Source organism: Pseudomonas sp. FW306-02-D09B, assembly GCF_058782685.1.
In genome coordinates this window covers 95,435-120,068 of record NZ_JBYSXY010000004.1, presented here as the reverse complement: position 1 = coordinate 120,068, position 24,634 = coordinate 95,435, and the positions used below count along the sequence as shown (strand labels likewise).

21 protein-coding genes and 2 pseudogenes are annotated in these 24,634 nt (G+C 60.3%); 8 read left to right on the top strand and 15 right to left on the bottom strand.

Annotated features, from left to right (window positions below; translation table 11 throughout):
* Positions 1-6: 6 nt before the first annotated feature.
* The 5 genes from AC3WK5_RS09150 to AC3WK5_RS09130 are packed head-to-tail and all read right to left on the bottom strand — an operon-like array spanning position 7 to position 5,386.
* A complete protein-coding gene (locus AC3WK5_RS09150; protein ID WP_103315034.1) occupies positions 7-1,008 on the bottom strand; it encodes an AAA family ATPase in 1,002 nt (333 codons plus the stop codon).
* On the bottom strand, positions 1,005-2,162 hold the full coding sequence (locus tag AC3WK5_RS09145; RefSeq protein ID WP_103315033.1) for a DUF4350 domain-containing protein: 1,158 nt from the start codon (positions 2,160-2,162) through the stop codon (positions 1,005-1,007). Before AC3WK5_RS09145 ends, AC3WK5_RS09150 begins: the two co-directional genes overlap by 4 nt.
* Positions 2,159-3,697 carry a DUF4129 domain-containing protein gene (locus AC3WK5_RS09140; RefSeq protein ID WP_103315032.1) on the bottom strand — a complete coding sequence of 513 codons (1,539 nt, stop codon included), beginning with the start codon at positions 3,695-3,697 and terminating at the stop codon, positions 2,159-2,161. The genes AC3WK5_RS09145 and AC3WK5_RS09140 overlap by 4 nt, the downstream gene beginning before the upstream one ends.
* On the bottom strand, positions 3,684-4,664 hold the full coding sequence (locus AC3WK5_RS09135; RefSeq protein ID WP_103315107.1) for a stage II sporulation protein M: 981 nt from the start codon (positions 4,662-4,664) through the stop codon (positions 3,684-3,686). The genes AC3WK5_RS09140 and AC3WK5_RS09135 overlap by 14 nt, the downstream gene beginning before the upstream one ends.
* The gene (locus AC3WK5_RS09130) at positions 4,661-5,386 is read right to left on the bottom strand and encodes an RDD family protein (protein ID WP_103315031.1); all 726 of its coding nucleotides are present in this window, start codon (positions 5,384-5,386) and stop codon (positions 4,661-4,663) included. Before AC3WK5_RS09130 ends, AC3WK5_RS09135 begins: the two co-directional genes overlap by 4 nt.
* Positions 5,387-5,560: 174 nt before the next feature.
* On the opposite strand from AC3WK5_RS09130, the gene sbcB reads away from it, so the two are divergent.
* Positions 5,561-6,988 carry an exodeoxyribonuclease I gene (gene sbcB / locus AC3WK5_RS09125; protein WP_103315030.1) on the top strand — a complete coding sequence of 476 codons (1,428 nt, stop codon included), beginning with the start codon at positions 5,561-5,563 and terminating at the stop codon, positions 6,986-6,988.
* A gap of 100 nt (positions 6,989-7,088) precedes the next feature.
* Here sbcB and mvaT read toward each other — a convergent pair whose 3' ends face one another.
* A complete protein-coding gene (mvaT, locus tag AC3WK5_RS09120; protein WP_005790963.1) occupies positions 7,089-7,463 on the bottom strand; it encodes a histone-like nucleoid-structuring protein MvaT in 375 nt (124 codons plus the stop codon).
* Between the two features lie 340 nt (positions 7,464-7,803).
* Here mvaT and purU point away from each other — a divergent pair, with 340 nt between their 5' ends.
* Both purU and AC3WK5_RS09110 read left to right on the top strand, forming a co-directional pair.
* The gene (gene purU / locus AC3WK5_RS09115) at positions 7,804-8,652 is read left to right on the top strand and encodes a formyltetrahydrofolate deformylase (RefSeq protein ID WP_103315028.1); all 849 of its coding nucleotides are present in this window, start codon (positions 7,804-7,806) and stop codon (positions 8,650-8,652) included.
* 80 nt (positions 8,653-8,732) lie between these two features.
* Positions 8,733-8,933 (top strand): hypothetical protein, encoded by a 201-nt coding sequence (locus AC3WK5_RS09110; protein WP_103315027.1) that lies wholly within the window; start codon positions 8,733-8,735, stop codon positions 8,931-8,933.
* On the opposite strand, the gene gpgF is transcribed toward AC3WK5_RS09110, so the two are convergent.
* From gpgF to AC3WK5_RS09085, 5 genes and pseudogenes are all read right to left on the bottom strand, one after another.
* On the bottom strand, positions 8,920-9,915 hold the full coding sequence (gene gpgF, locus AC3WK5_RS09105; protein ID WP_103315026.1) for a glucosaminyl phosphatidylglycerol flippase: 996 nt from the start codon (positions 9,913-9,915) through the stop codon (positions 8,920-8,922). The two genes, AC3WK5_RS09110 and gpgF, sit on opposite strands and share 14 nt — an antisense overlap.
* The gene (gene gpgD, locus AC3WK5_RS09100) at positions 9,912-10,688 is read right to left on the bottom strand and encodes an N-acetylglucosaminyl phosphatidylglycerol deacetylase (RefSeq protein WP_103315025.1); all 777 of its coding nucleotides are present in this window, start codon (positions 10,686-10,688) and stop codon (positions 9,912-9,914) included. The genes gpgF and gpgD overlap by 4 nt, the downstream gene beginning before the upstream one ends.
* Entirely contained in the window at positions 10,681-11,790 is a 1,110-nt protein-coding gene (gene gpgS / locus AC3WK5_RS09095) for an N-acetylglucosaminyl phosphatidylglycerol synthase (protein WP_103315024.1), read from the bottom strand. Before gpgS ends, gpgD begins: the two co-directional genes overlap by 8 nt.
* A gap of 174 nt (positions 11,791-11,964) precedes the next feature.
* A complete protein-coding gene (locus tag AC3WK5_RS09090; protein ID WP_488656205.1) occupies positions 11,965-12,729 on the bottom strand; it encodes a methyl-accepting chemotaxis protein in 765 nt (254 codons plus the stop codon).
* A 93-nt stretch (positions 12,730-12,822) separates the two neighbouring features.
* A pseudogene (locus AC3WK5_RS09085) lies at positions 12,823-13,854 on the bottom strand (HAMP domain-containing protein); the annotation flags it as partial.
* Between the two features lie 179 nt (positions 13,855-14,033).
* Between AC3WK5_RS09085 and AC3WK5_RS09080 the strand changes: the two are divergent.
* Positions 14,034-14,126 (top strand): annotated as a pseudogene (locus AC3WK5_RS09080) (hypothetical protein); the annotation flags it as partial.
* Positions 14,127-14,260: 134 nt separating this feature from the next.
* On the opposite strand, the gene AC3WK5_RS09075 reads toward AC3WK5_RS09080, so the two are convergent.
* Complete coding sequence (locus AC3WK5_RS09075; protein ID WP_103315022.1) at positions 14,261-14,716, bottom strand: DUF721 domain-containing protein; 456 nt, start codon at positions 14,714-14,716, stop codon at positions 14,261-14,263.
* A 306-nt stretch (positions 14,717-15,022) separates the two neighbouring features.
* On the opposite strand from AC3WK5_RS09075, the gene secA reads away from it, so the two are divergent.
* The 4 genes from secA to AC3WK5_RS09055 all read left to right on the top strand — a co-directional run bounded on the left by secA (position 15,023) and on the right by AC3WK5_RS09055 (position 20,863).
* Positions 15,023-17,758 (top strand): preprotein translocase subunit SecA, encoded by a 2,736-nt coding sequence (gene secA, locus AC3WK5_RS09070; protein ID WP_103315021.1) that lies wholly within the window; start codon positions 15,023-15,025, stop codon positions 17,756-17,758.
* Positions 17,759-17,896: 138 nt separating this feature from the next.
* A complete protein-coding gene (gene argJ, locus AC3WK5_RS09065) occupies positions 17,897-19,114 on the top strand; it encodes a bifunctional glutamate N-acetyltransferase/amino-acid acetyltransferase ArgJ (protein WP_054593724.1) in 1,218 nt (405 codons plus the stop codon).
* A gap of 178 nt (positions 19,115-19,292) precedes the next feature.
* The gene (locus AC3WK5_RS09060; RefSeq protein ID WP_103315020.1) at positions 19,293-19,925 is read left to right on the top strand and encodes a glutathione S-transferase family protein; all 633 of its coding nucleotides are present in this window, start codon (positions 19,293-19,295) and stop codon (positions 19,923-19,925) included.
* Positions 19,922-20,863 (top strand): Nudix family hydrolase, encoded by a 942-nt coding sequence (locus AC3WK5_RS09055; protein ID WP_019693274.1) that lies wholly within the window; start codon positions 19,922-19,924, stop codon positions 20,861-20,863. The genes AC3WK5_RS09060 and AC3WK5_RS09055 overlap by 4 nt, the downstream gene beginning before the upstream one ends.
* Positions 20,864-21,007: 144 nt before the next feature.
* On the opposite strand, the gene AC3WK5_RS09050 is transcribed toward AC3WK5_RS09055, so the two are convergent.
* From AC3WK5_RS09050 to AC3WK5_RS09040, 3 genes are read right to left on the bottom strand one after another with little or no spacing between them, the layout of a single operon-like run.
* Positions 21,008-21,589, bottom strand: a complete 582-nt coding sequence (locus AC3WK5_RS09050; RefSeq protein WP_054593722.1) for a cob(I)yrinic acid a,c-diamide adenosyltransferase — start codon at positions 21,587-21,589, stop codon at positions 21,008-21,010.
* A 2-nt stretch (positions 21,590-21,591) separates the two neighbouring features.
* Entirely contained in the window at positions 21,592-23,631 is a 2,040-nt protein-coding gene (locus AC3WK5_RS09045) for a sensor histidine kinase (RefSeq protein ID WP_103315019.1), read from the bottom strand.
* Between the two features lie 45 nt (positions 23,632-23,676).
* Complete coding sequence (locus AC3WK5_RS09040; protein WP_103315018.1) at positions 23,677-24,594, bottom strand: putative 2-dehydropantoate 2-reductase; 918 nt, start codon at positions 24,592-24,594, stop codon at positions 23,677-23,679.
* Between the last annotated feature and the right edge of the window lie 40 nt (positions 24,595-24,634).

Sequence of the window (24,634 nt, the reverse complement as noted above, 5' to 3'; positions counted from 1 at the left end):
CGTTGCTCACGCTCTTGGCGCCGGAACCTGATCGAGCAGTTGCCTGAGCACCTGATCGACTTCCAGACCTTCGATGTCCAGCTCCGGGGCGATGCGCACGCGATGGCGCAACACGGCCAGCGCGCAGCCTTTGATGTCGTCCGGAATCACGAACTCGCCACCGCGCAGCAGCGCCCGGGCCCGTGCGACCCGCACCAGGGCAATCGTCGCCCGTGGACCGGCGCCGAGGGTCAGGCCGGGCCAGTTGCGGGTGGTGCGCGCCAGGCGCACGGCGTAGTCCAGGACCTGTTCATCCAGCGGCAGGTCGCTGGCGATCCGTTGCAGGGCCAGCACATCCTTGGCTTGCAGGACGGTGCGCAGCGGTTGCACATCGAGCATGTCGGCGCGGGTCGAGCGGCTGACCTGACGGACCATGTTCAGCTCCTGATCGGCGTCGGGATAGTCCATGCGCACCTTGAGCATGAAACGGTCGAGCTCCGCTTCGGGCAGGGGGTAAGTGCCTTCCTGTTCGATGGGGTTTTGCGTCGCCAGTACCATAAACGGTTGTGCAATCGGCAGGGCGCGGCCTTCAAGGGTGACCTGGCGTTCCTGCATGGCTTCGAGCAGCGCAGCCTGGGTTTTCGCCGGTGCGCGGTTGATTTCGTCGGCCAGCAACAGATTGGTGAACAACGGGCCTTTGCGCAGTTTGAACTGCTCGGTTTGCAGGTCGTACACCGCGTGCCCGGTGACGTCGCTGGGCATCAGGTCCGGGGTGAACTGAATGCGCGCAAACTCGCCACCGAAGCAGCGGGCGAGGGCGCGTACCAGCAGGGTCTTGCCCAACCCCGGAACGCCTTCGAGCAGCACATGGCCACCGGCGATCAGTGCGCTGAGTACATCGTCAATCACCGTGTCCTGGCCGATGACGGCCTTTTGCAATTCAAGGCGCACCGCTTGCGCCAGTTGACTGGCGCGCTGGCGTTGTTGGGCGGCATGGGTCAGGCCGGCAGGTTCGGTGGAGTCATTCATAAGGCATTCCTGAGGGTTTGCAGGTGGGCGACCTGACGGCTGAACTCAGCGCTGGAGAGCCGCTGTTCGGGCCGTGGGCTGAGTGCCTGGCTGATGGCGCGGGTCGGTTGGCCGGTCAGGCGCGCGAGCACCTGCCATTGTTCGGCAACGCCGAGTTGTTCGAAGCCTGGGTGACGGTGTCGGGCGCGGCGCAGCACATCGTGTTGCAGAGCCAGCAGCAGGCTGCGCTGACCGTTGCGCCGCAGCATGAAGTCTGCACTGGCCCGCAAGTGCTCCTGAAGTTGCCGACGGGCTTTGGGGGCTGGAGCCTGCACGGGCCCCTGACGTAACCCGGCTTGCCAGATCCACAGGCCGATCAACGCGACGAGCGCCACCAGTGCCTGCGGGAAATAACGCAGCAGTAAGGTCGGCAGGTTGTCGTGATCGATATTGAAGAGCAGGGTCACGCCGGTGTCCGAATACAGGTACCAGAGCAGCCAGGCATTGTCGTATTGGCCGATGTTCGGGTTCTTCCACAATTCGGCGTCGGTGACCACCGTGATGGAACCCAGGCCATAACCGAGTTGCATCATGTGAGTGGCCAACGCGCTGTTGGCCCACGACTGCGCGAGGTTTTTCGGGTCTTCGAGGTGGAACTGCGGATCGAAGCTGGCGTAGGCCGGAGCGTCTTCGTCTTCGAGATAGAGTTTGGTCAGGTTCGGGTAAGGATCAGGCTCGGCATCAGGCGGTGGATCCTTGAGATCCTTGCTCATGGATTGATGCAGTTGCACCCGGTCGAGCAGCAGGTCGCCGCTCTTGCCGGTTTTTTCATCCCACAAGGCTTCGGCCACAAACAGCAGACGACCACCGGCACGGGTCCAGTTCAGCAGCTGATCGGCCTGGCGCGGGGTCATGTTGGCGCGATCACCGAGCAGTAACAGGCTCTGTTGATGCGGTTCCAGAAACTGCAGGATGTCGAGGCTGTTGGCGTGAGTCACGGTCAGCCCTTGTTGACGCAAAAAGTGTTCGGCCGCCAGGTACGGGTTGGCTCGGGCTTCGGGGGACGGACCGTGGTCGATGACTTCCTGATAGGGCGTGGCCTGCTGGTACAGATAAACCGCCAATGCAGCGAGCAGCCCGGCAATCAGCAGGCCAGGGATCAGGCGCCGATTCAACGCGAAGCTCCCGGGCCGAACAACGCCCGCCAGCCATCACACAGTTCCTGTTGCAGGTGTGCCGGTGGCAAGCGATGCCCATAGGCCATGTTCTGCCAGTGGACTGTCAACGTGCTGCTGAAGGTATGCAGAGCCGGTTCTTGTAGCTGTTGGACCCGTTCCAGCACCTGGCCCTCGGTGTCGGCGCTTTTCAGCGGGAGGTTGAAGTCGTGCAGCAAACGGCTGAGCAAGGCCCGATAGAGCAAGCCGAGGGCTTCGCGGGGCTGGGTCGACCAGAGGTTTTCGACGCTGGCGGCGATATCGTCCGGCAGGGTTTCCCGATCGAGATCAAGGCCGAACAGTTGGGCCGGCGCCGGGTGTGCGGGCGTTTGGCGCAGTTTTGGACGGCGGCTGACAAAGGTCCGTAGCCAGTCGCGGTAACGCCAGATCAGCAACGCGATGGCGCCGATGACACTCGCCCACAGCAGCACCTCGATGACCTGCGCCAGACCGGCGAAGCGCTGGCTGTCGAGCAGTGCGAAAAACGCTTTGAGCCAACCCGGTGTTTGCGGCTCGGCAGGTTGATCGGGCGTTTCTTTACCAAAGCGATAGTGGGTGACGGTCTGCGGATTCTTGAACGGTGGCGTGTCGAGTATGGCCTTGATGCTGTTACTGGCGGCCTGGCTGGTCAGCGGTTGCTGGAGCAGGCGCGGGCTGTCGGGGGCGTTGGCGGGTTCGGCGGCCCAGAGTGGCTGCGTGGCGGGCAACCACAGTAGCCCGACCATCAGCAGGCAGGCGGCGACGCTGCTCAGGCGCTGGCGCAGGCGACGGAACACCAGTTCGATATCCCAGGCTTCGAGTCGGGTACGACGGTTCAGGTACAAACTGAAACCACAGGCGACGTAGATCGGTTCCCAGATGATCAGGATCAGCGCGTAAAGCGCATTGATCAGGTGGTCCAGCCAGATCCAGTCCTGTTCAGGGGTAGCGATCAGCGTTTGCCAGTCCCAGTTCAGTTCTATTTGCGCTGGCAGCAAAAAATAGAACAGCACCATCAGGCCGATCCACAGGGCGGCTTCCAGATGCGCGCCAATCAGCGTCAGCCAGCGTGCTGCGCCGCGATCGCGTTGTTGCAGCACGGCCAGGCGCTGCTGGCGTGCCAGACCGCTGAGCTCTTCAAGTTGCACGACCGGCATGATGAAGCTGCGACTCAGGCCAAAGCGCCGCCATGTCAGGCTGGCCAGCAACTGCGGTTTGAGCAGTCGCGGCCATTGGCGCAGCGCCTGTCTCAAGGTCGGGGTTTCGCCGAACAGGGCGCTCGAGAGGATGTACAGCGGCAATCGTTCGAACGCCGGTTTCAACCACCAGAACAGCAGCACGGCCATTGAGGGCGAGTCCCACAGCAACAGGCTCAGCAGGGCAAACACCGGCAGCGTGACGATGGCCCAACTGGTCATCAGCAGGCGGCGATGTTGCTGGTTCAGCAGAACCCCGAGGTCCATGGCTTCCCAGGTGGTACGAGGGCGAATGACCACGCTGGCGTCACTCAGGCGCATGGCGTGTACGTCCGGCAACCATCAGGTAAGTCGCCATCACTAACCAGAGGGCTGCACCCACCAGGTATTTGATCAACGGGGCAAGCCCGCTGCGGGATGACCAATAGGCCTCGATAAACGCAGCAAGCAGTAGAAACAGCATGACGCCGCAGATCATCAACACGCTTTTATGAGCCGCCAGGCGCAGGGCTTCACCGCGTGGCAAGCGGCCAGGGGCGATCAGCGCCCAGCCCAGTTGCAGGCCAGCCGCACCGGCCAGGGCGATGGCGCTGAGTTCGAAGGCGCCATGGCCGATGACGAATGACCAGAAGTTTTCCCCGTAGCCGATGTGCGTCAGGTGACCGGCAACCGCACCGATCATCAAACCGTTGAAGAACAGGAAAAACGCGCTGCCCAGGCCAAACAGCAATCCGCTGGCATAGGTCTGAAAGGCGATGCCGATGTTGTGCATGATGTAGTAACCGAACATGACCCAGTCATCGCTGGCTGCACGTTCACCCAAGCGCCCCAAGTGACCGGCTGCCGGGTCGTACATGCTTTGCATCTCGGACACCTGTCCGGCCGGGACCAGGCTATAAACCAGCTCGGGAAACAGATACACCAGCACACCGATGCCGATCAGCGAGCCGAAAAACAGCAGGCTTGAGACCAGCACGAAAGGCCATTGCTCACGAACCAGTCGCGGGAAACCGGCGAGGACAAACGCCAGCAGATGGGCGCCGACCCGACCGCGATGCCGGTAAAGCTGTTGGTGCCCGCGCAGTACCAGCTGTTGCAAGGGGTCGATCAGGTAGCTGCTGTAGCCGCGCTCCTGTGCCAGCGCGAGGTGCTGGCACAGCCGTCGGTAATCCTTGGGGAACGAGGTGCCATCGCGGGCATTGGCTTTGCCGCGTTCAAGCAGATCGAGCCGCTGGGCAAATTGATCCCATTCGGCTCGATGGCGATTTTCGAAAAGGCTCTGCTTCATGCCGGCCCCAGCAAACTGCGGGCGATGCCATTGAGTTTGGCGACTGCGTGGGGCGGTGAGACATGGAGCGGTTCGGCGAGGATGGCCGCCAGCTCATTGACCCGTTCACTGGAGAGCTCCGTCTGACGCTCGGCGAAACCCAGCACCGCGCGTTGCTCATTGAGGGTCAGCGCAAAGGGCGGGTGCAGTGCCAGGGCTTGCGGAATCTGTGGTCGGGTGACCGCCTGTTCGCGGTAGATCACCAGTGTGCCGGCTGCAATATCGCCCAGCCGTTTGAAGGTCGGATGCTGCAGGCAACTGATGGCACCGAGGCTGTAGCCAAACGGCAGCATGTCGACGAACCGCAGCAGGTTGCGGATCAGCGAGGCCGGCCAGCCAACGGGCGTTCCATCGTCATGCACGACGCGCAACCCCATCAGCTGTTTACCCGGCGAGCGGCCCTGATTGAGGACCTCGAACAGCACCATGTACCACCAACTGACCAGAAACAGCAGCACCGAGCCCAGCCCGATGCCGACGCTCCCCAGCAAGGCCAGGACAATAAACAGCAAGCCCAGCACCAGCCCGCGCACCCCCAGGTCGATGGCAAACGCCAGTACACGGGGCATCAACCCGGCAGGTCGCAGCGGCAGATCGATGCCTTCCGGCGTTTCAACCTGATGCCGCGTATCCAGTGGCGGGGGCAGCGTTGCTTTCCTTGGCGATGCTGAAGTCTTGCGCATGATCAACCTGATGGTTGGGATTCAATAACGATTCGATGCTAGCAGCCTTCGTCGTGCTAACGACATAACTATGTATGACAAGGTATCAACCAGAAATGCTTGAATAGCAAGATTGCTGGTCGGCGCCGCGCTTGAGCGCCTAGACTTTGCCCGTCTCAAGTTCAGGAACGCCCCGTGACCTCCATCTTCTGGTACGACTACGAAACCACCGGCATCTCACCGCGCTGCGACCGTCCGCTGCAAATGGCCGGGATTCGCACCGACCTCGAGCTCAACGAGATCGACGATCCGGTCAATCTCTACTGCCAGCCGAGCGACGACATCCTGCCGCACCCGGCGGCGTGCGTGATTACCGGCATCACCCCCGGCCGCCTGGCCGAACAAGGCCTGAGTGAAGCCGACTTCATGACCCGGGTACATGCGCAACTTGCGGCCCCCGGAACCTGTGGTGCCGGTTACAACACCTTGCGCTTCGATGATGAAATGACCCGTTACAGCCTGTACCGGAATTTCTTTGATCCGTATGCGCGGGAGTGGCAGGGCGGCAACAGTCGTTGGGATCTGATCGACGTGGTGCGCGCGGCGTACGCGTTGCGCCCGGACGGTATCGTCTGGCCTGAAGAGGACGGTCGCGTCACGTTGAAACTCGAACGCCTGACTGCCGCCAATGGCCTCGACCATGGTCAGGCTCACGATGCATTGTCCGATGTGCGCGCGACGATTGCCCTGGCGCGGTTGATTCGCGACAAGCAGCCAAAACTCTACGACTGGCTGTTCAAGCTGCGCAGCAAGCAGAAGGTCATGGATCAGATCCGCCTGTTGCAACCGATGGTGCATATCTCCGGGCGTTTCTCGGCAGCCCGCAGCTATGTCGGGGTGGTCTTGCCGTTGGCCTGGCACCCGCGCAATCGCAATGCACTGATTGTCTGCGACCTGCATCTCGACCCGCAGGGGCTACTCGACCAGGACGCCGAGACCTTGCGTCAGCGTTTGTATACTCGCCGCGAAGATCTGGCCGAAGGCGAATTACCGGTGCCGCTCAAACTGATTCACATCAACCGTTGCCCGGTGGTGGCACCGTTGTCGGTGTTGCGCGCCGAAGACCGGCAACGATTGCAACTGGACATGGCGCAGTATGAAGCGCGCGCACTGCGTCTAAGTGACGCACAGGAAGTATGGCGAGATAAAGTTCTGGCCATTTATGCCCGCGAGGATTTCACGCCAATCGAGGACCCTGAACAACAGTTATACGACGGCTTCATTGGCGATCGGGACCGGCGTTTATGCGAACAAGTCCGACATGCGGACCCGATGCAATTAGCGCAAGAGCAATGGCCGTTCGATGATGAACGTTTGCCGGAATTATTATTTCGTTATCGTGCGCGTAACTTTCCCGAGACCTTGAGTCACGAGGAGCACGAGCGCTGGAGATTATTCTGTCAGCAACGTTTGTCAGACGCCGGATGGGGAGCGCCGAATACCTTGCAGGGGTTTAATGAGGCAATGGCGCATTGCTCGCTTAGTGCTACAGCGATTCAGCAACAGGTACTGGACGAGTGGCGCGAGTATGTCGACTCATTACGCAAGCGTTTGGAGCTTTGAAACAAGCTGTACAAATACCTGAAGGCGGGGCATAAAAAAACGCCAGCGGACGCTGGCGTTTTTGGGTGCTCGCAAATGAACCAGCGAAGCGGGTTGCGGCTTAGCCCAGCAGGGTAGCCCAGCCTTCAACCACGTCACCGCCCCACTTGGCTTTCCACTCTTTCAGCGTCTTGTGGTTGCCACCTTTGGTTTCGATGACTTCGCCGTTGTGCGGGTTTTTGTATTGTTTAACCTTGCGAGCGCGCTTGGTGCCGGTAGTTTTTACAGCACCGCGTGGTGCTTTAACTTTGGACTCTGGATCCAGCAGGGCGATGATGTCGCGCAGGGACTTGGAGTATTCGCCCATCAGGGTACGCAGTTTGCCTTCGAATTCCAGCTCGGTTTGCAGTTTGTCGTCTTGGGACAGGTTCTTCAAACGGGCTTGCAGCTCTTTGATAGCTTCTTCGGTGGCACGGTATTCGTTGATCAAGGACATGAGGACTACCTTATGTTGGGCGCTGGATGACAGGGTACAGTGGCGCAATAATAGTCAGGGTGTTTCATCAAGTAAACATTTAAGCCGGCTTTTATTTAATTTAATTAGAGTGCTCAGTGAAAAAAGCCTCATGCCGCTGTTAAAACTTGTCAGGGTTTCATCACAGATACTCACAAAAGCCCGCTTGCGTATTTCGCCAATAGAACATTGTTGAGCGTTCAGAGGCCGCCAATCGGTAGGGCGAGGCCGTGCATTACCGGGCTTGGTGTCAGGAATACTGCAGTTTTGCTGCGCAATCGCTAGAATAGCGGCCTTTGCGAAGTTCTGGAGTTTCCCCCCCATGCGCACTTTTCGGCTAGTGATTGCTTGCCCGGACCGCGTCGGTATCGTTGCTAAAGTCAGTAACTTTCTGGCGTCACACAATGGCTGGATCACTGAAGCGAGCCATCACTCGGACACGCTCAGTGGCTGGTTCTTCATGCGTCACGAAATTCGTGCCGATTCGCTGCCGTTCGGCCTTGAGGCGTTTCGTGAGGCCTTTGCACCGATCGCCGAAGAGTTTTCGATGGACTGGCGCATCACCGACACCGCGCAGAAAAAACGCGTGGTATTGATGGCCAGCCGCGAATCCCACTGCCTGGCCGACTTGCTGCACCGCTGGCACAGCGACGAGCTGGACTGCGAAATCTCCTGCGTGATTTCCAACCATGACGACCTGCGCAGCATGGTCGAGTGGCATGGCATTCCTTATTACCATGTGCCGGTGGACCCGCAGAACAAAGAGCCGGCCTTTGCCGACGTGTCACGCCTGGTCAAACAGCACGACGCCGAAGTGGTGGTGCTGGCGCGTTACATGCAAATCCTGCCGCCGGAACTGTGCACCGAGTACGCCCACAAGGTGATCAACATTCACCACAGCTTCCTGCCATCGTTCGTCGGTGCCAAGCCGTACCACCAGGCGTCGATGCGTGGCGTGAAGCTGATTGGCGCGACCTGCCACTACGTGACCGAAGAGCTGGACGCCGGTCCGATCATCGAGCAGGACGTGGTGCGTGTCAGCCACAGCGACAGTATTGAAGACATGGTGCGTTTCGGCCGTGACGTCGAGAAGATGGTCCTGGCCCGCGGCCTGCGCTATCACCTGGAAGACCGCGTGCTGGTGCATGGCAATAAAACCGTAGTGTTCTGATTGCCGAGCGCTGATTGAAAAAAACAGGGCCTGAGCGTTCAATCGCTTCAGGCCCTTTTTTTCAGAGTGAGGTAGGGGAGATGGCTGATCCACTGGATAAGGCAACATCCAAAGCCCCCGCGACGTTGGGCGAGGGGTGTCTGAGTCGGTACGACCCGGATGAGCTGAGCCCTGAAGACGGCACGGAGTTTCCCGGTGCCGCGCAATTGTGGGAGCAGTTGAAGCCAGACGTTGGTGATGAAACGGTGGATCCTGAAAAGAATGCCCCTAAGCCTGTTTGATCTTCATCAGTTTGTTCAGCAGTGGTTTACCGGCCATCACCAGGAACACCGGTGCGCCGGCCAGCAAGTAGAAGTAATAGGTCACCGCTCGCCAGATCAGAATCGCGGCCGCCGCCGTCGATTTTCCCACCATGGGCGCCAACAGCGCTGCCGACGTCAATTCCGCCGCGCCGGCACCGCCCGGTAACAGGCTGAACTGCCCGGCGCTAAGTGACAGCATCTGGATCAAAAAGCTCCAGGCCCACTGAAGATCCGTGCCCAGCCCCCGCAAAGCCAGATACAACACGCTATAGCGCAGTAACCAGTGCACGCAAGTCAACGCAAATACGCTGATCAGTGTGCGCGCAGGCAACTTGAGTGTTTCCGTGAAGGCCGCAAGAAAGTGCAGCAGCTTGCGTGCCCAACGGCGCCGGGTGGCAGCGTTGAGCTTGAAGTGCTTGAGCACGCGCCCGCTGAGGCGAATCAGCAGGCGATGGTAGCGTGCCACCATCACGCAACTGAACAGGCCGCCGACCATCGAAATGGCGCTGAATGTCAGCATCCACTCCAGATTCCGACTCAGGTGCTGAAACAGCGCATACACCACGATGGCGATCAGCGCGCAGAGAAAGAACAGCAAATCGCTCAACTGATCCATGGCGAACACCGCACTGCCATGGGCCGGGCGTACGCCATGGCGCGCCAGCAGGGCCATCAGTGTCAGCGGTCCACCGCCGCCGCCTGGGGTCGCGCAAATCGCGAACTCGGTGGACATCACCACCCCAAGGCATTTCAGGCGGCCTATCCGGCTGCGCTGTTCACCCAGCAACAAGCGCAAGCGTATTGAGTTGGTGAACCAGCAGAGCAGGATCATGCCCGGCATCGTTAGCAACAATGTCGGTGGAAAGTGCTGCAGCCGTGGCCATAGTTCATTGGCGCCGAGCAATAGCGGAATCAGCACCGCGCAGAGCAGGGCGGCGACCAGCCACAGGACGCGACTCATGCGGCGCGACCGACCTGAGCGTTTTGCGTGCGCAGCCACCGGGCCTTGGTCATTGGCAGTCGGCCGTCATTGAGCAAACGTTCGAGGGTCTGCAACCAGTAAGTGCGGGAGAACTCATGGCGCAGGTCCACCGGGTGCACACCCAGGCGAATCACCGGGGTGTGCTGCCAGCGCAGTTCGCGTTGAGCGCTGACAATCTTCGACACACCGCGACGCCAGGCACTGCGCGCGCTCCAGACCAGGCCTGGGGCGTTGACCCGGGAGAAATCCGGCAGGCGATACAGGTGCTGCGGATCACTGGTGTAGCTCAGCGGTAACTGGCGCAGGGCTTGACGCGTGCCTTCGCTCATCAGCCAGGCCGGTGCAACAAACCCCTCCAGTGGCCAGTGGTAACGGCTGAACAATTCGATCCCGGCGAGCAGGCGGGCCAGCGCAGCCGGTTGCGAAAGACTGTAGAACTCGCCTTCATGGGTGTAGACCCGGCGCATGAACCAGTCACGGGGGCGCGCCGTTGGCGGGCTGTCATCGCAATGGTAGTAGCCGTGAAGTGCCAGTTCGTCGCCGCGCTCGATGCGGCGGGTCAGCATGCCCCGAAAATCCGGATGGCTTTCGAGGTGGTGGTGTTTATGAAAGTCTGGCACGACCAGCCAGGTCATCGGCACCTCGCCGAGCGCGTCCACCGCTTCGACAAACGGCTGATAGTCGGCCCAGCTTTGCGGGGTGACGTCATGCAGCACCAGAAGCAGGCTGGGCGTGTTCATCGCATCAGCCATTGCTCAGCCGCGGCAAAGGGGCGCCGAGGACTGCGTAATAGTGCCCCAGAAGGCTGTTGACCACTGAATCCCAGGCGTAATGCTGTTCGACATGGCGGCGGGCGGATCGACCGAGATCGTTATGCTGTGCAAACAGTTCGCGCACTGCGTTGGCCATCGCCACTGGATTGTTGGGGGCGCAAAGTATGCCGCAGCGCTCGTTGATGATTTCGGTGAAGGCGCCCGCTGCCACGGCAACCACTGGAATGCCACAGGCCATGGCTTCGAGAACGACCAGGCCAAAGGTTTCCTGATCGCCTGCGTGCAGCAAGGCATCGGCGCTGGCCATCAGCCGGGCCACTTGTGATGCCGGGCAGAACTCATCGACCAGCGTGACGTTGTCCGGTACCTGTGCTGACACCGAGGTGCCGACCAGCAGCAGGTGATAACGGTTTCCCAGACGCTTCATGCAATTGAGCAGGACGGGAATATTTTTCTCCTTGGAGCCTCGCCCGGCGAAAATCAGCAGTCGAATGTCTTTGGCGATCTTCAGCTTCGCCCGCAGATCTGGGTCACGGGCGTCTGGATTGAAGGTTTGCAGGTCCACGCCCAATGGCTGCACGTAAACGTTTTTGACCCCAAGCCCTCTGAGCTTGTCGGCCATGATCTGGCTCGGCGTCAGCACCCGGTCGAAGTTGCCGTACAGCTTGCGGATATACGCTTCGACATTGGACGTGACCCAGTTGCCCACACGGTTGCTCGCCAAAAGTGGCAAGTCGGAGTGATAGAAACCAATCACTGGAACGTCCAGTTCGCGCCGCGCATCCAGCGCTGCCCAGGCTGTCAGGTAAGGATCACCGACTTCTATCAGGTCCGGTTGCAGGTCGTGCAGGGCATTGCGCCAGGGCGCCAGTCGAAGCGGGAAGCGATAGCCTTTGCCGAAAGGCAGGGCCGGGGCGGGCACCGTGTAAACACCGTCCTGCTCGCTCAGGCGGGCTCCCGGGACCAGCAAGCTGTGACGAATCCCCGGTTTGCGGCCCAGGCGGCGGTGCTTGGCATCCAGATAAGTACGCACGCCTCCGCTGGCCGGTGCGTAGAACATGGTGATGTCAGCGATATGCACGATAACCCTCCCTTCTATCCGTTGTTCTCCTTAGGGTTGACCCTTATGAAGAATAGATGTTTGGTTGGGGATTTGTGGCGGGGTTTCAGTGAGGTGTTGTGGTGGCTGACAGGCCGCTATCGCGAGCAGACGGAACGTCGTCCGGCTGCTCGTGATGGGGCCTTCAAGGGCGCGTCAGATTCTGAAACTACCGACCAACTGCTTCAACCGCGCCGCTTGCTGCTCCAGGTCGGAACAGGCGCGCAACGTCGATTGCAGGTTTTCCACGCCTTCCTGGTTCAGCGTGTTGATTTCGTTGATGTCGACGTTGATCGACTCGACCACGGCGGTTTGCTCTTCGGTGGCGGTGGCCACCGACTGGTTCATGCCGTCGATCTCGCCGATGCGCAAGGTCACGCTGTTCAGGCGCTCACCGGCGAGGTTTGCGATCTCGACGCTGTCCTGGCTGTGACGCTGGCTGTCGCTCATGGTGCTGACCGACTCGCGGGCGCCGATTTGCAGCTCCTCGATCATGGTCTGCACTTGCTGTGCCGATTCCTGAGTGCGGTGCGCCAGGTTACGCACTTCATCGGCGACCACCGCAAAACCACGCCCAGCCTCACCGGCCCGCGCCGCTTCAATCGCCGCGTTGAGGGCCAGCAGGTTGGTTTGCTGGGAAATGCTGGTGATCACTTCGAGAATCTGCCCGATGTTCACGGTTTTGCTGTTCAGCGACTCGATGTTGGTGCTGGAGGCGCTGAGCATGCTCGACAGCTGATTCATCGCCGCAATGCTGCGGTCGACCACTTGCTGGCCATCTTCGGCGAGGCTGCGCGCATCGCTGGCCTGATGAGAGGCCTGCGCCGCATTACGGGCGATTTCCTGAGCTGCAGCGCCCAGCTGATTGATCGCGGCCGCCACACTGTTGGTCCGGCTCGATTGTTCGTCGGAGTTGAGCATCGACGAGTTCGATGCGCTGACCACTCGCAGAGCGACTTCGTTGACGTGCTCGGTCGCCGACGAGACTTCGCGGATCGAACCGTGGATCCGCTCGACGAAGCGGTTGAACGCGCTGCCGAGGATGCCGAACTCGTCCTGGCTCTGGATGGTCAGGCGGCGGGTCAGGTCGCCTTCACCGTCGGCAATGTCTTGCATCGCGCGGGTCATGACGTGCAGCGGCTGGATCAGGATGCGGATCAGCATGCCGAGCAAGGCGATGATGATTGCCACGGCAATGATCGTGGCAATGATGGCCGAGGTGCGGAAGCTACTGAGCATCGAGAAGGCTTTGTCTTTGTCCACCGACAGACCGACGTACCAGTTGACCGATGGCAGGCCTTTGATCGGGGTGAAGGTGACGATACGGGTTTTGCCATTGACCTCGACTTCAGTGATGCCGCCACCGATACGCGGGGTGTTCGTCGGGTAAGCCTCGCTGAGGGACTTCATCACCATGGTTTTATCCGGGTGAACCAGGATCTTGCCGTCGGCGCTGACCAGGAAGGCGTAGCCCATGCCGCCAAAGTCACGCGCGGTCAGGGTGTCGATCAGGGTTTGCAGGCTCAGGTCACCGCCGACCACCCCCACGCTTTGTCCGGCTTTTTTCGAGGCGGTGGCGATGGAGATGATGGTCTGGCCGGTCGCCGCATCGATATACGGTTCAGTGAGCGTCGAGCCATTGCTGTTTACCGCGCCTTTGTACCAGGGACGAACGCGTGGGTCGTAGCCGTCCGGCATCTTGGAATCGGGGCGGTTGATGAACGTACCGCTGGCATCGCCCAGGTACCGGGCCATGAAGGTCGACGCCAGGGCATTCTGCTCAAGCAGGTTGGAAACGTTGCCTTGTTCGGGGTTGAGGGCGATGTTCTGGGCCAGGTTTTCCACCATGAGAATCCGCCCGGCGAGCCAGGACTGGATATTGGAGGACGTGACATCGCCCATCTCATGCAGGTAATTGTCCAGGTCCTGGCGAATCGCGTTGCGCTGTAAATAGTCGTTGTACAGCGTGAACGAAGCGAAGGCGGCAATGACGATGAGCGCGGCTGCAAGCAGGATTTTGTGGCTGAAGCGCAGGTTTTTGTTCATGGCTTGGGGTGTCCGCTAATGTCTTATTGTTGGGGCGTGTTGCTTTGAAAAGCGCGCAAACCAGGCGCTGTCGCACATAAGCTGATATTTCCGTCTGTCCTTCGGGAATTATCGGACCTGATTCTCTGTCTGGTCTCTTGCTTGTATCTATCGGCCGCGCAGGACTAAAACTTAGGGGCTTGAAATCGGCGACGCGACAGGCGGCCAATCAGTTGGTGCGACAACTGGTCCGCGGTTTGATGGGCTCGTTGCTCGGCGGCAGCAAGCGCCGCGAACAATCTTTTGGATGGCCACAATCAAAATGTGGGAGCGGGCTTGCTCGCGAAAGCGGTCCAACATTCAACAGAGATGCTGACTGATCGACCGTCTTCGCGAGCAAGCCCGCTCCCACATTATGAGATGTGTGTCAGGTTTTGGGTTTGGCGTGTGCCGCCAGGCGTTCCAGCGCTGCGCGCAATTTCGGATCGCTGATGCCGTCGGCGGTGGCCTGAATGGTCGCCGCCGCATCGCTCGACAGGTCCATGGTGTGGCCGACGGCGCCTTGTTGCACAGTCGGCGGTTGTACCTTGAACAGGATTCGCGTCAGGCTGGCGAACTCGTCGAACATCTGTAATTGCCGTTGCAGACGCTTCTGCTGATACCGCAGACGGGTTGCCCAATGACCGTCGGTGACGATCAGCAACAGGCTGCCCTCGCGCCACGACGCCACATGACAATGTTCACGGGCGGCCGGCTGCAGCTGGCTTTCCAGCAAACGCTGTAAATGACCCAGGCGTTGTGCGTGGCCGAAAATGGCTTTTAACGGTTTGGCTTCGCGAAGCAGAACGGCGGGTGCTCTGGCCGTAAGAGGGCGAAATGCCATGATCAGACACCTGAAGTAACAGAGCCGCCATGGTAGCAGAAAGCACTTGATGCGCCTGAGCCATTGCTTTGTGAGCGCTTTACTCATTAAATCAACGAGTAACTTCTGGCGTGAATGGCTTGAAGTTCAGCAAAATGCCCTTATTTTAAGTGAGCCCCGTAACAGCGCTGTGCATGCATCGTGGAACAACGCCACTTTCCTCACCATCGTTTCCGGGTAGAATGCTCGTTCGCATGCGGCCATGAGGGCTGCACGGGCGACTCACGGGGCCGCCCTCCATCCCTTTGTGTGGAAGATCCTGCCGATATGTTTGCGCCTTTGTTAAAGAAACTTTTTGGAAGCAAGAACGAGCGTGAAGTCAAACGCATGCTCAAGACGGTACAGATCGTCAATGCCTTCGAAGAGCAAATGGTGGCCCTTTCGGACGATCAGCTGCGCGCCAAGACTGATGAGTTCAAGGCCCGCATCGCCAAAGGTGAAAGCCTCGACAAACTGCTGCCTGAAGCCTTTGCGGTTGCCCGTGAAGCCGGCAAGCGGGTTATGGGTATGCGCCACTTCGACGTTCAGTTGATTGGCGGCATGACCTTGCACGAAGGCATGATTGCCGAAATGCGTACCGGTGAAGGCAAGACCCTGGTGGCGACACTGGCGGTTTACCTGAACGCGCTGTCCGGCAAGGGCGTGCACGTTGTTACCGTGAACGACTACCTGGCTCGTCGTGACGCCAACTGGATGCGTCCGCTCTACGAATTCCTCGGCCTGAGCGTCGGCGTGGTGACGCCGTTCCAGCCGCCGGAAGAGAAGCGTGCGGCCTATGCCGCCGACATTACCTACGGTACCAACAACGAATTCGGTTTCGACTACCTGCGCGACAACATGGCGTTCAGCATGGAAGAAAAATTCCAGCGTGAACTCAATTTTGCCGTGATCGACGAAGTCGACTCGATCCTCATCGACGAAGCCCGTACCCCGCTGATCATTTCCGGTCAGGCCGAAGACAGCTCCAAGCTGTACATCGAGGTCAACAAGCTGATCCCGCAGTTGAAGCTGCACGTCGAGGAAGTCGAAGGCGAAGTGACCCAGGCCGGTCACTACACCGTCGACGAGAAAACCCGCCAGGTCGAACTCAACGAAGCCGGTCACCAGTACATCGAAGAAGTGCTGACCGGTATCGGCCTGCTGGCTGAAGGCGAGAGCCTGTACTCGGCGCACAACCTGGGCCTGTTGACCCACGTTTATGCCGGTCTGCGCGCGCACAAACTGTTCCATCGCAACGTCGAATACATCGTCCAGGACGGTCAGGTCGTACTGGTCGACGAACACACCGGTCGTACCATGCCGGGTCGCCGCCTGTCCGAAGGCCTGCACCAGGCCATCGAAGCCAAGGAAAACCTGAACATCCAGGCCGAAAGCCAGACCCTGGCGTCGACCACGTTCCAGAACTACTTCCGTCTTTACAGCAAGCTGTCCGGCATGACCGGTACGGCGGACACCGAAGCGTTCGAATTCCACCAGATCTACGGTCTGGCGGTGATGGTCATTCCACCGAACAAACCGCTGGCACGTAAGGACTACAACGACCTGGTGTTCCTCACCGCGGACGAGAAGTACGCGGCCATCGTTGCCGACATCAAGGAAAGCATGGCTCAGGGCCGGCCGGTACTGGTGGGCACCGCGACCATCGAAACGTCCGAGCACATGTCCAGCCTGCTCGTGAAGGAAGGCATCGAACACAAGGTTCTGAACGCCAAGTTCCACGAAAAAGAAGCTGAAATCATCGCTCAGGCCGGTCGTCCGGGTGCACTCACCATCGCCACCAACATGGCCGGTCGTGGTACCGACATCCTGTTGGGCGGTAACTGGGAAGTGGAAGTCGCCTCCCTTGAGGATCCGACGCCTGAGCAGATCGCCCAGATCAAGGCCGACTGGCAGAAGCGTCACCAGCAAGTGCTCGAGTCGGGCGGTTTGCAGGTGATCGCCTCCGAGCGTCACGAATCGCGCCGTATCGACAACCAGCTGCGTGGTCGTGCCGGTCGTCAGGGTGACGCCGGTTCCAGCCGTTTCTACCTGTCGCTGGAAGACAGCCTGATGCGCATCTTTGCCTCTGACCGGGTGAAGAACTTCATGAAGGCCCTGGGCATGCAGCCTGGCGAAGCGATCGAGCACCGCATGGTGACCAACGCCATCGAAAAGGCTCAGCGCAAGGTTGAAGGCCGTAACTTCGACATTCGCAAGCAACTGCTCGAGTTCGACGACGTCAACAACGAACAGCGTAAAGTGATCTATCACATGCGTAACACGTTGCTGGCCGCGGACAACATCGGCGAAACCATTGCCGACTTCCGTCAGGACGTGCTCAATGCAACGGTCAGCGCGCACATTCCGCCGCAATCGTTGCCAGAGCAGTGGGACGTTGCCGGTCTGGAAGCTGCCCTGCAAAGCGACTTCGGCGTGACACTGCCGATCCAGCAATGGCTTGACGAAGACGATCACCTGTACGAAGAAACCCTGCGCGAGAAGCTGATGCACGAGCTGCTGGCGGCGTACAACGAGAAAGAAGAGCAGGCGAGCGCCGAAGCGCTGCGCACCTTCGAGAAGCAAATCGTGCTGCGCGTTCTGGACGACCTGTGGAAAGACCACCTGTCGACCATGGACCACTTGCGTCACGGCATCCACTTGCGTGGCTATGCGCAGAAGAACCCGAAGCAGGAATACAAGCGCGAGTCGTTTACGCTGTTCTCCGAACTGCTGGACTCGATCAAGCGCGACTCGATCCGTGTGCTGTCGCACGTTCAGGTTCGCCGCGAAGATCCGGTCGAAGAAGAAGCGCGCCTGCGTCAGGAAGCCGAGGCATTGGCCGCACGCATGCAATTCCAGCACGACGAAGCCCCAGGCCTCGAGCAACCGGAATTGTTGGGTGAAGAGGTCGATGTGGCGCTCGCTGCCGCTCCGGTGCGCAACGAGCAGAAGCTGGGCCGCAATGAGCTGTGCTACTGCGGTTCGGGCAAGAAGTTCAAACACTGTCACGGCCAGATCAACTAAGATTTCTGCCAGACATTGAAATACCCGCGCCGCGACCGGCATCAGCCGTCGCGGCGTTTTACCATTTAAAACACCGATGCCAGGTTAAAAAGAACAGGGCGACGACGGTGCAGACATTACATTAAGAGGAGCGCTTTCATGGCTGTTGGTCTTGGTCCTTTGCCAACGTTGCACCCGGTTGCCGGTTTTGAACTCGGTATCGCTTCGGCCGGCATCAAGCGCCCCGGGCGCAAAGATGTCGTGGTCATGCGCTGCGCCGAAGGTTCCACGGTGGCCGGTGTGTTCACGTTGAACGCCTTTTGCGCTGCGCCAGTGATTCTGGCCAAGCAACGTGTGCAGGGCCCGGTACGTTATTTGTTGACCAACACCGGCAATGCCAACGCCGGTACCGGTGAGCCTGGTTTGGCTGCCGCCGAGCGCACCTGCGCCAAGCTGGCTGAATTGACCGGCGTCGACGCCAGCCTCGTGCTGCCGTACTCCACTGGCGTGATCGGTGAGCCGCTGCCGGTCGAGAAGATCGAAGGCGCGCTGCAAGCTGCCCTCGACGACTTGTCGGAGAATAACTGGGAAGCTGCAGCTACCGGGATCATGACCACCGATACCCTGCCGAAGGGTGCGAGCCGGCAGTTCCAGCATGAAGGCGTGACCATCACGGTCACCGGTATCAGCAAAGGCGCCGGGATGATTCGCCCGAACATGGCGACCATGCTCGGTTACATCGCCACCGACGCCAAGGTTTCCCGCGAGGTGTTGCAGAACCTGCTGCTGGACGGCGCCAACAAGTCGTTCAACCGCATCACCATCGATGGCGACACCTCGACCAACGACTGCTGCATGCTGATCGCCACCGGTAAAGCCGCGCTGCCGGAAATCACCTCCGCCAGCGGTCCACTGTTCGCGGCGCTGAAGCAGGCGGTGTTTGAAGTGTGCATGGACGTCGCCCAGGCTATCGTTCGCGACGGCGAAGGCGCGACCAAGTTCGTCACTGTTGAAGTCAACGGCGGCGGTAATCACCAGGAGTGCCTGGACGTCGGCTACACCGTGGCGCATTCACCATTGATCAAGACCGCGTTGTTTGCCTCCGATCCCAACTGGGGTCGTATCCTGGCAGCCGTTGGCCGTGCCGGCGTGCCGAACCTGGACGTGAGCAAGATCGACGTGTTCCTCGGTGAAGTCTGCATCGCCAGCCGCGGTGCCCGTGCCGCGACTTACACCGAAGCCCAGGGCTCGGCTGTAATGCAGCGCGAAGAAATCACCATTCGTATCGAACTGGGTCGCGGCGATTGCAGCGAAACCATCTGGACCACCGACCTGTCCCACGAATACGTGAAAATCAACGCCGAATACCGCACGTAACCAGGATTTGGACCGAGTTGCCCCATTCGCGAGCAAGCCCGCTCCCACATTGGATCCTGCCGTACACAACTACTGTGTTCACTGAAGATCTAGTGTGGGAGCGGGCTTGCTCGCGAAGACGGCCCACCAGACACTGAAAATTCTGGCCTGTTCCCCCCTTACGAAAAGGCGCCTGAACATGAGCTACCACCTGATCATCGGCGACAAACTGTATTCCTCCTGGTCCCTGCGCGGCGCTTTGGCGCTGGAACTGGCCGGCGCGACCTACACCGAAGAACTGATCAAACTGAACCAGCCGGACACCCGTGAACGCCTGCTCAAGCATTCACCGACCGCCAAAGTCCCGTTGCTGAAAACCGAACATGGGACCATTGCCGACTCGTTGGCCATCGCCGAGTATCTGGTCGAGCGTTTCCCGAACGCCAACCTCTGGCCGAAGGATATCGCCGCCCGCGCCCAGGCCCGTTCGGCGTGCGCACAAATGCACAGCGGCTTTTTCGCCATGCGCAGCAACATGCCGTTTGACCTGAGCCACGATGCGCCGTTGTCGCCAATGCCGCCCGAAGTGCAGGTGGAGATCGAGCGGATGCTGGCGTTGTGGGCTGAATGCCGCGCGGTCGCAACCGAACCTGGCCCGTTCCTGTTTGGTCGCGTAAGCCTGGCAGATGCCTTCTTCGCGCCCATAGCTGTGCGCCTGCGTACTTATCAAGTCGCGCTACCGGCGGTGGATGCGGCCTATGTTGAAGCGATTTACCAATGGCCAGCCTTCAAGGCCTGGCAGAAAGCCGGTCTAGAGGAAATAGTGCGGTGAAACGAGTTCATGTAGCAGCGGCTGTCATCCGTGATGCCAGCGGCAAGATCCTCATCGCTCGCCGCGCCGATACCCAGCATCAAGGCGGCCTGTGGGAGTTTCCCGGCGGCAAGGTCGAGGACGGCGAAGCGGTGCAAGCCGCGCTGTCTCGCGAGCTGCAGGAAGAGTTGGGCATCGTGGTCAGTGCCGCTCGGCCATTGATCAAGGTTCAGCATGACTATCCGGACAAGCAAGTGTTGCTGGATGTCTGGGAGGTCTCGGCGTTTACCGGCGAACCTCATGGCGCCGAAGGCCAGCCTCTGGCATGGGTGACGGCGCGTGAACTGCGCGACTACGAGTTCCCGGCCGCCAACCAGCCGATCGTGGCGGCTGCGCGTCTGCCAGGCGACTACCTGATTACCCCGGAAGGCCTGGAAACGCCAGCCCTGCTGCGCGGTATTCAGAAAGCCATCGCCGGCGGGATCAAGCTGATCCAGTTGCGCGCGCCGAATGGCTACGACCCGCAATACCGCGATCTGGCGGTGGATGCCGTGGGTTTGTGTGCCGGTAAGGCGCAACTGATGCTCAAGGGTCCGTTCGAGTGGTTGGGAGATTTCCCGGCCGCTGGTTGGCACATCACCGCAGCGCAACTGCGCAAATACGCCAGTGCCGGGCGTCCGGTGCCAGCCTCGCGCTGGTTGGCGGCGTCCTGCCACAACGCTGAAGAGCTGAGCCTGGCGGAACAGATGGGCGTGGACTTCGTCACGCTGTCACCGGTTCAGCCGACCCAGACTCATCCGGATGCATCACCACTCGGCTGGGAGCAGGCCTCGCAGTTGATTGCAGGGTTCAGCAAACCGGTGTTTCTACTGGGTGGTGTGGGGCCTGCCGAACGGCAAAAAGCCTGGGAAGCGGGTGCACAGGGCGTGGCGGGGATTCGGGCGTTTTGGCCTGATTGATTGGCGGTGATTCTGAGGGCCTCATCGCGGGCAAGCCTTGCTCCTACAGGGCAGAGTTGTTCACAAGACTAGTGAACGACATCAATCCGTAGGAGCAAGGCTTGCTCGCGATGGCGGCCTCACAGGCGATGGAATTCTGCTTGGTTAAGCCTCAGGCTTCGCCGCCGCCTGCCACAAAATCTCGGCAATCCCCTGGCGCTTGGCAATCAGCCGAGCCGCCACAAACAACAGGTCCGACAAGCGATTGATGTACGCCAGGCCAACTCCGGCCAATGGCTCCAGCGCGTTCAGATGCTGACAACGTCGCTCGGCGCTGCGTGCCAGGCTGCGGCAGACGTGGGCTTGGGCAATCAAGGCTGAACCGCCGGGCAGAATGAAGTTCTCCAGCGGTCCCAGCTCCTCGTTCCAGACATCGATCGCCGCTTCCAGGCGTTCGACTTCTGCGGCATTCAAGGCCTGATACACCGGCATAGCCAGTTCACCCCCCAAATCGAACAACCGGTGCTGACACGGTTCAAGCACCTCAATCACCTCGGCCAGGCCAGGATGAGCGTGGCGTTGCTCGGCCAAGCCAGCCAACAGCAACCCGAGCTGGCTGTTCAGCGTATCGACTTCGCCGATGGCTTCGACCCGTGGATGGTCCTTCGGTACGCGGCGACCATCGCCAAGCCCGGTTTCACCTTTGTCGCCGGTGCGGGTGTAAATCTTCGACAAGCGAAAACCCATGCTTAGCGCTCCAGTTGTTTGAGTTCGTGAGAGGCGAGCGGAGTAGTGCCCGCCAATGGCAGGCGCAAGGTGAAGCACGTGCCTTGGCCGAGGGTCGATTGCACTTCCATCTGACCCTTGTGGTTGTTGGTGATGATGAAGTACGACACCGACAGTCCGAGGCCGGTGCCCTGACCTATTTCCTTGGTGGTGAAGAACGGTTCGAAGGTGCGTTTGCGCACGTTCTCGCTCATGCCCACGCCGTTGTCCTCGACCTGGATTTCCGCCCACGGCGGGTTCAGTCGGGTGCGCAGAGTAATGCGTCCCGGCTCTGTGGCGTTTTCACGCTGGTGAATCGCCTGAGCAGCGTTTTTCAGCAGGTTGAGCAGCACTTGTTCCAGTTCGTTGGCGGTGCCGGGGACTGGCCCCAGTTGCGGGTCGAACTGACGAATGATGGCCTGGCCCTTGAAGTCGAAGCCGATGGCCAGGTCGAAGTCGTTGCTGGCGATCTCCACGGCTTGATCGATCAGTGCCGGCAGGTCGCACGGAGCCATTTGGCGGTTGCTGCGACGACTGAAACTAAGCATGTGGGTGACGATCTTTGCGGCTCGGGCGCCGGCCTGTTGAATGCCGTCGAGCAGTTGCGGTACTTCGCGGTTTTGCAGGTAGCGATTGACGCTGTCCAGTTCGATGCCGATCTGTTCGGCGGTTTCGATGTTCTTCGGCAGGTCGGCCGACAAGCGCCGACGAATGTTCTGCACGTTGTGCAGGATCGCTCCCAAGGGGTTGTTGATTTCGTGGGCCATGCCGGCGGCGAGGCCGCCGACCGAGAGCATCTTCTCCGACTGCACCATCATTTCTTCGAGGGACAGGCGCTGGGTAATGTCGTCGATGCGGATCACCACGCCGCGTCCGGCACCGCCCATCAACGGATAAAAGGTCAACGCGTAATGCTTGGGCTCGTCGTCCTTGACCCAGGTGACGCGCTCGATCTTGACCACGCTGTGCTGCTCGACGGTTTCCTTGAGCTGCGGCAGGAACGGTTTCAGCGGTTCAAACGCGAGGAAGATCGGCTGGTTCAGCGCTTCGTCCAGGCGAGTACCGGAAAGCGCGCTGGCTTCCTGGTTCCATTGGGTCACGTAGAGCTGTTCATCAAGGGCGATCAGCGCCGAAGGCATCGAGTCGATGATGCTGTTGAGGTAGTTCTGGAAGCCGGTGAGTTTTTTCTCGATCTTGCTCCGCACCTGGACTTCCAGTTCCAGTTTACGGTTGGTATGACGGGTTTCTTCGGCCAGGCCCTGGGCCTGGTCGTAGGCGGCCTGGGAGTCGTCCCGCGCGCGCTTGAGTTGCTGTTCACGGGCTTCGATGCGCGAGAGCATGGTGTTGAAGGCTTCGGCAAGGCTGCCGATTTCGTCGTGATTGCCGCGGGACGCACGCAAGGCGTAGTTTTCTTCGCGAGTCACCTGCCGGGACAATTCTTCGAGTTCATGAATGGGTCGGGTGATCAGGCGTTTGATCTGCCGGGCAATCACCAGCCACAGCAGCACGCTGAAAATCAGAATCCCGAGGCTGGCGGTCAGGGTGCCAGTGTAGAACGCCATCGGCAATTCGCTGCTGGCCACCAGCAGCAGATGACCCGGCGCCTCGCCCGGGCGCAACAGGGTGATCAGCTGATTGCTGCGAAACTCGGAGGCCTGCCAGGCTTCGATATTTCGATAGTGCTCGGGCAGCTTGAGTTTGTCGCCGTGCTGCACCTGCGCCAGGCGCAGACCTTTGCCGTCATACAGTGCGGCGGCTCGCAGTGGTGAATAGCTGTTGAGTTCGTTGAGCAGCCGTTGGGCTTCTTCGGGAGAGTTGAGCGCCTGGTCGGCGATGGACGGGTTGGCAACCAGCCGGCCGATGGTCTGCAAGGCCTGCGGGGCCATGCTTTCCTGAGAGATCCAATAGGCGGCGCTGATAAAGGTCAGGTTGGCCACCAGTAACACGGTGGTCAACAGCACCAACAGGGCGGCCAGCAGTTTCTGGCCGACCGGCAGGTTTTCAAGGCGCTGGCGCAATGGCATCGGGGTCGTCGCTAAAAAGGAACAGGAAGGCAGCGTAGCCGTTGCTCAGTCGCTGGGCAATCCGCGTGCATGCAGGTGCGTAATCAGCCGCTGCTGCAATTGATTGAGGTGCGGCAGAACCAGTTGGTGTCTCGACGCAGCAGTGCAGGCATGCCCCAGCAGATAGCTGATCTCGGTTCGGCGTTGACTGGCAACGTCCTGGTACATCGACGAGTAGTTGGCCGCAGTCGCTTGAATCACCCGCTCGACTTCCTGCTGCAGGTTCTGCGCAGCGTCTGGCTGACCGCAACGCTCCAGCAGCTCGCTCAGCTCGGCACAGAGAGTGGCGACCTCGCAATGATGCTGTTGCAAACCGCCGTTGCGGCAGTCATGCAGCACGGTCAGGGGGTTGATTGCGCAATTGAGCGCCAGCTTGCGCCACAGACGGGTCAGGATGTCTGCGCTCCATTCGTGCGGGATGCCGGCGGCGCTCAGGTCATCCAGCCAGATCGGCGGAGTAGGGTGGCTGGCATCGCCGAGCCAGGTGTACCCATGACCGGCAAACACCACGCGCCAGTCGTCATCGCGAAACGCGCCTTCGGTGCTTGAGGCAAAGATGCAGCGTGCCTGCGGGACACGTGCGGCGACGGCGTCCTGACTGCCGAGGCCGTTCTGCAACAGAATCAGTTCGGCGTTGGGTGTAAGACGCGCTGCCAGTTGCGCGACCGCACTTTCGGCGTCGTAGGCTTTGCAGGCCACCAGCAAGCGGTCTATCGGCCCCGCGCTGTCGACAGTTTCGCCGGGGATCGCATACTGCCGCGCTTCGCCCTGTTCGACCAAGGTCAGCCCGCCAGCGGCCTGATAGGCCTGCAAGCGCGCCGTGTCGCGCAGAATCAGTTTCACCGGCAGGCCAGCCCGTGCCAGGCGCGTGGCCCACAGGGTGCCCAGGCTGCCGGCGCCAAGGACGTGCCAGGTGGTCGACATCAGTTTTTTGCTCGGATTGGCAGGCGCATGTGAGGCTCGC

Bases quoted from the DNA above. Each gene is read 5' to 3' on its own strand.
- AC3WK5_RS09040 (WP_103315018.1), bottom strand. From the start codon at position 24,594: ATGTCGACCACCTGGCACGTCCTTGGCGCCGGCAGCCTGGGCACCCTG.
- AC3WK5_RS09045 (WP_103315019.1), bottom strand. From the start codon at position 23,631: ATGCCATTGCGCCAGCGCCTTGAAAACCTGCCGGTCGGCCAGAAACTG.
- secA (WP_103315021.1), top strand. From the start codon at position 15,023: ATGTTTGCGCCTTTGTTAAAGAAACTTTTTGGAAGCAAGAACGAGCGT.
- AC3WK5_RS09140 (WP_103315032.1), bottom strand. From the start codon at position 3,697: ATGCGCCTGAGTGACGCCAGCGTGGTCATTCGCCCTCGTACCACCTGG.
- AC3WK5_RS09150 (WP_103315034.1), bottom strand. From the start codon at position 1,008: ATGAATGACTCCACCGAACCTGCCGGCCTGACCCATGCCGCCCAACAA.
- AC3WK5_RS09090 (WP_488656205.1), bottom strand. From the start codon at position 12,729: ATGCTCAACTCCGACGAACAATCGAGCCGGACCAACAGTGTGGCGGCC.
- AC3WK5_RS09110 (WP_103315027.1), top strand. From the start codon at position 8,733: ATGGCTGATCCACTGGATAAGGCAACATCCAAAGCCCCCGCGACGTTG.
- AC3WK5_RS09060 (WP_103315020.1), top strand. From the start codon at position 19,293: ATGAGCTACCACCTGATCATCGGCGACAAACTGTATTCCTCCTGGTCC.
- AC3WK5_RS09075 (WP_103315022.1), bottom strand. From the start codon at position 14,716: ATGGCATTTCGCCCTCTTACGGCCAGAGCACCCGCCGTTCTGCTTCGC.
- AC3WK5_RS09050 (WP_054593722.1), bottom strand. From the start codon at position 21,589: ATGGGTTTTCGCTTGTCGAAGATTTACACCCGCACCGGCGACAAAGGT.
- AC3WK5_RS09135 (WP_103315107.1), bottom strand. From the start codon at position 4,664: ATGAAGCAGAGCCTTTTCGAAAATCGCCATCGAGCCGAATGGGATCAA.
- mvaT (WP_005790963.1), bottom strand. From the start codon at position 7,463: ATGTCCTTGATCAACGAATACCGTGCCACCGAAGAAGCTATCAAAGAG.
- AC3WK5_RS09130 (WP_103315031.1), bottom strand. From the start codon at position 5,386: ATGCGCAAGACTTCAGCATCGCCAAGGAAAGCAACGCTGCCCCCGCCA.
- gpgF (WP_103315026.1), bottom strand. From the start codon at position 9,915: ATGAGTCGCGTCCTGTGGCTGGTCGCCGCCCTGCTCTGCGCGGTGCTG.
- gpgD (WP_103315025.1), bottom strand. From the start codon at position 10,688: ATGGCTGATGCGATGAACACGCCCAGCCTGCTTCTGGTGCTGCATGAC.
- argJ (WP_054593724.1), top strand. From the start codon at position 17,897: ATGGCTGTTGGTCTTGGTCCTTTGCCAACGTTGCACCCGGTTGCCGGT.
- purU (WP_103315028.1), top strand. From the start codon at position 7,804: ATGCGCACTTTTCGGCTAGTGATTGCTTGCCCGGACCGCGTCGGTATC.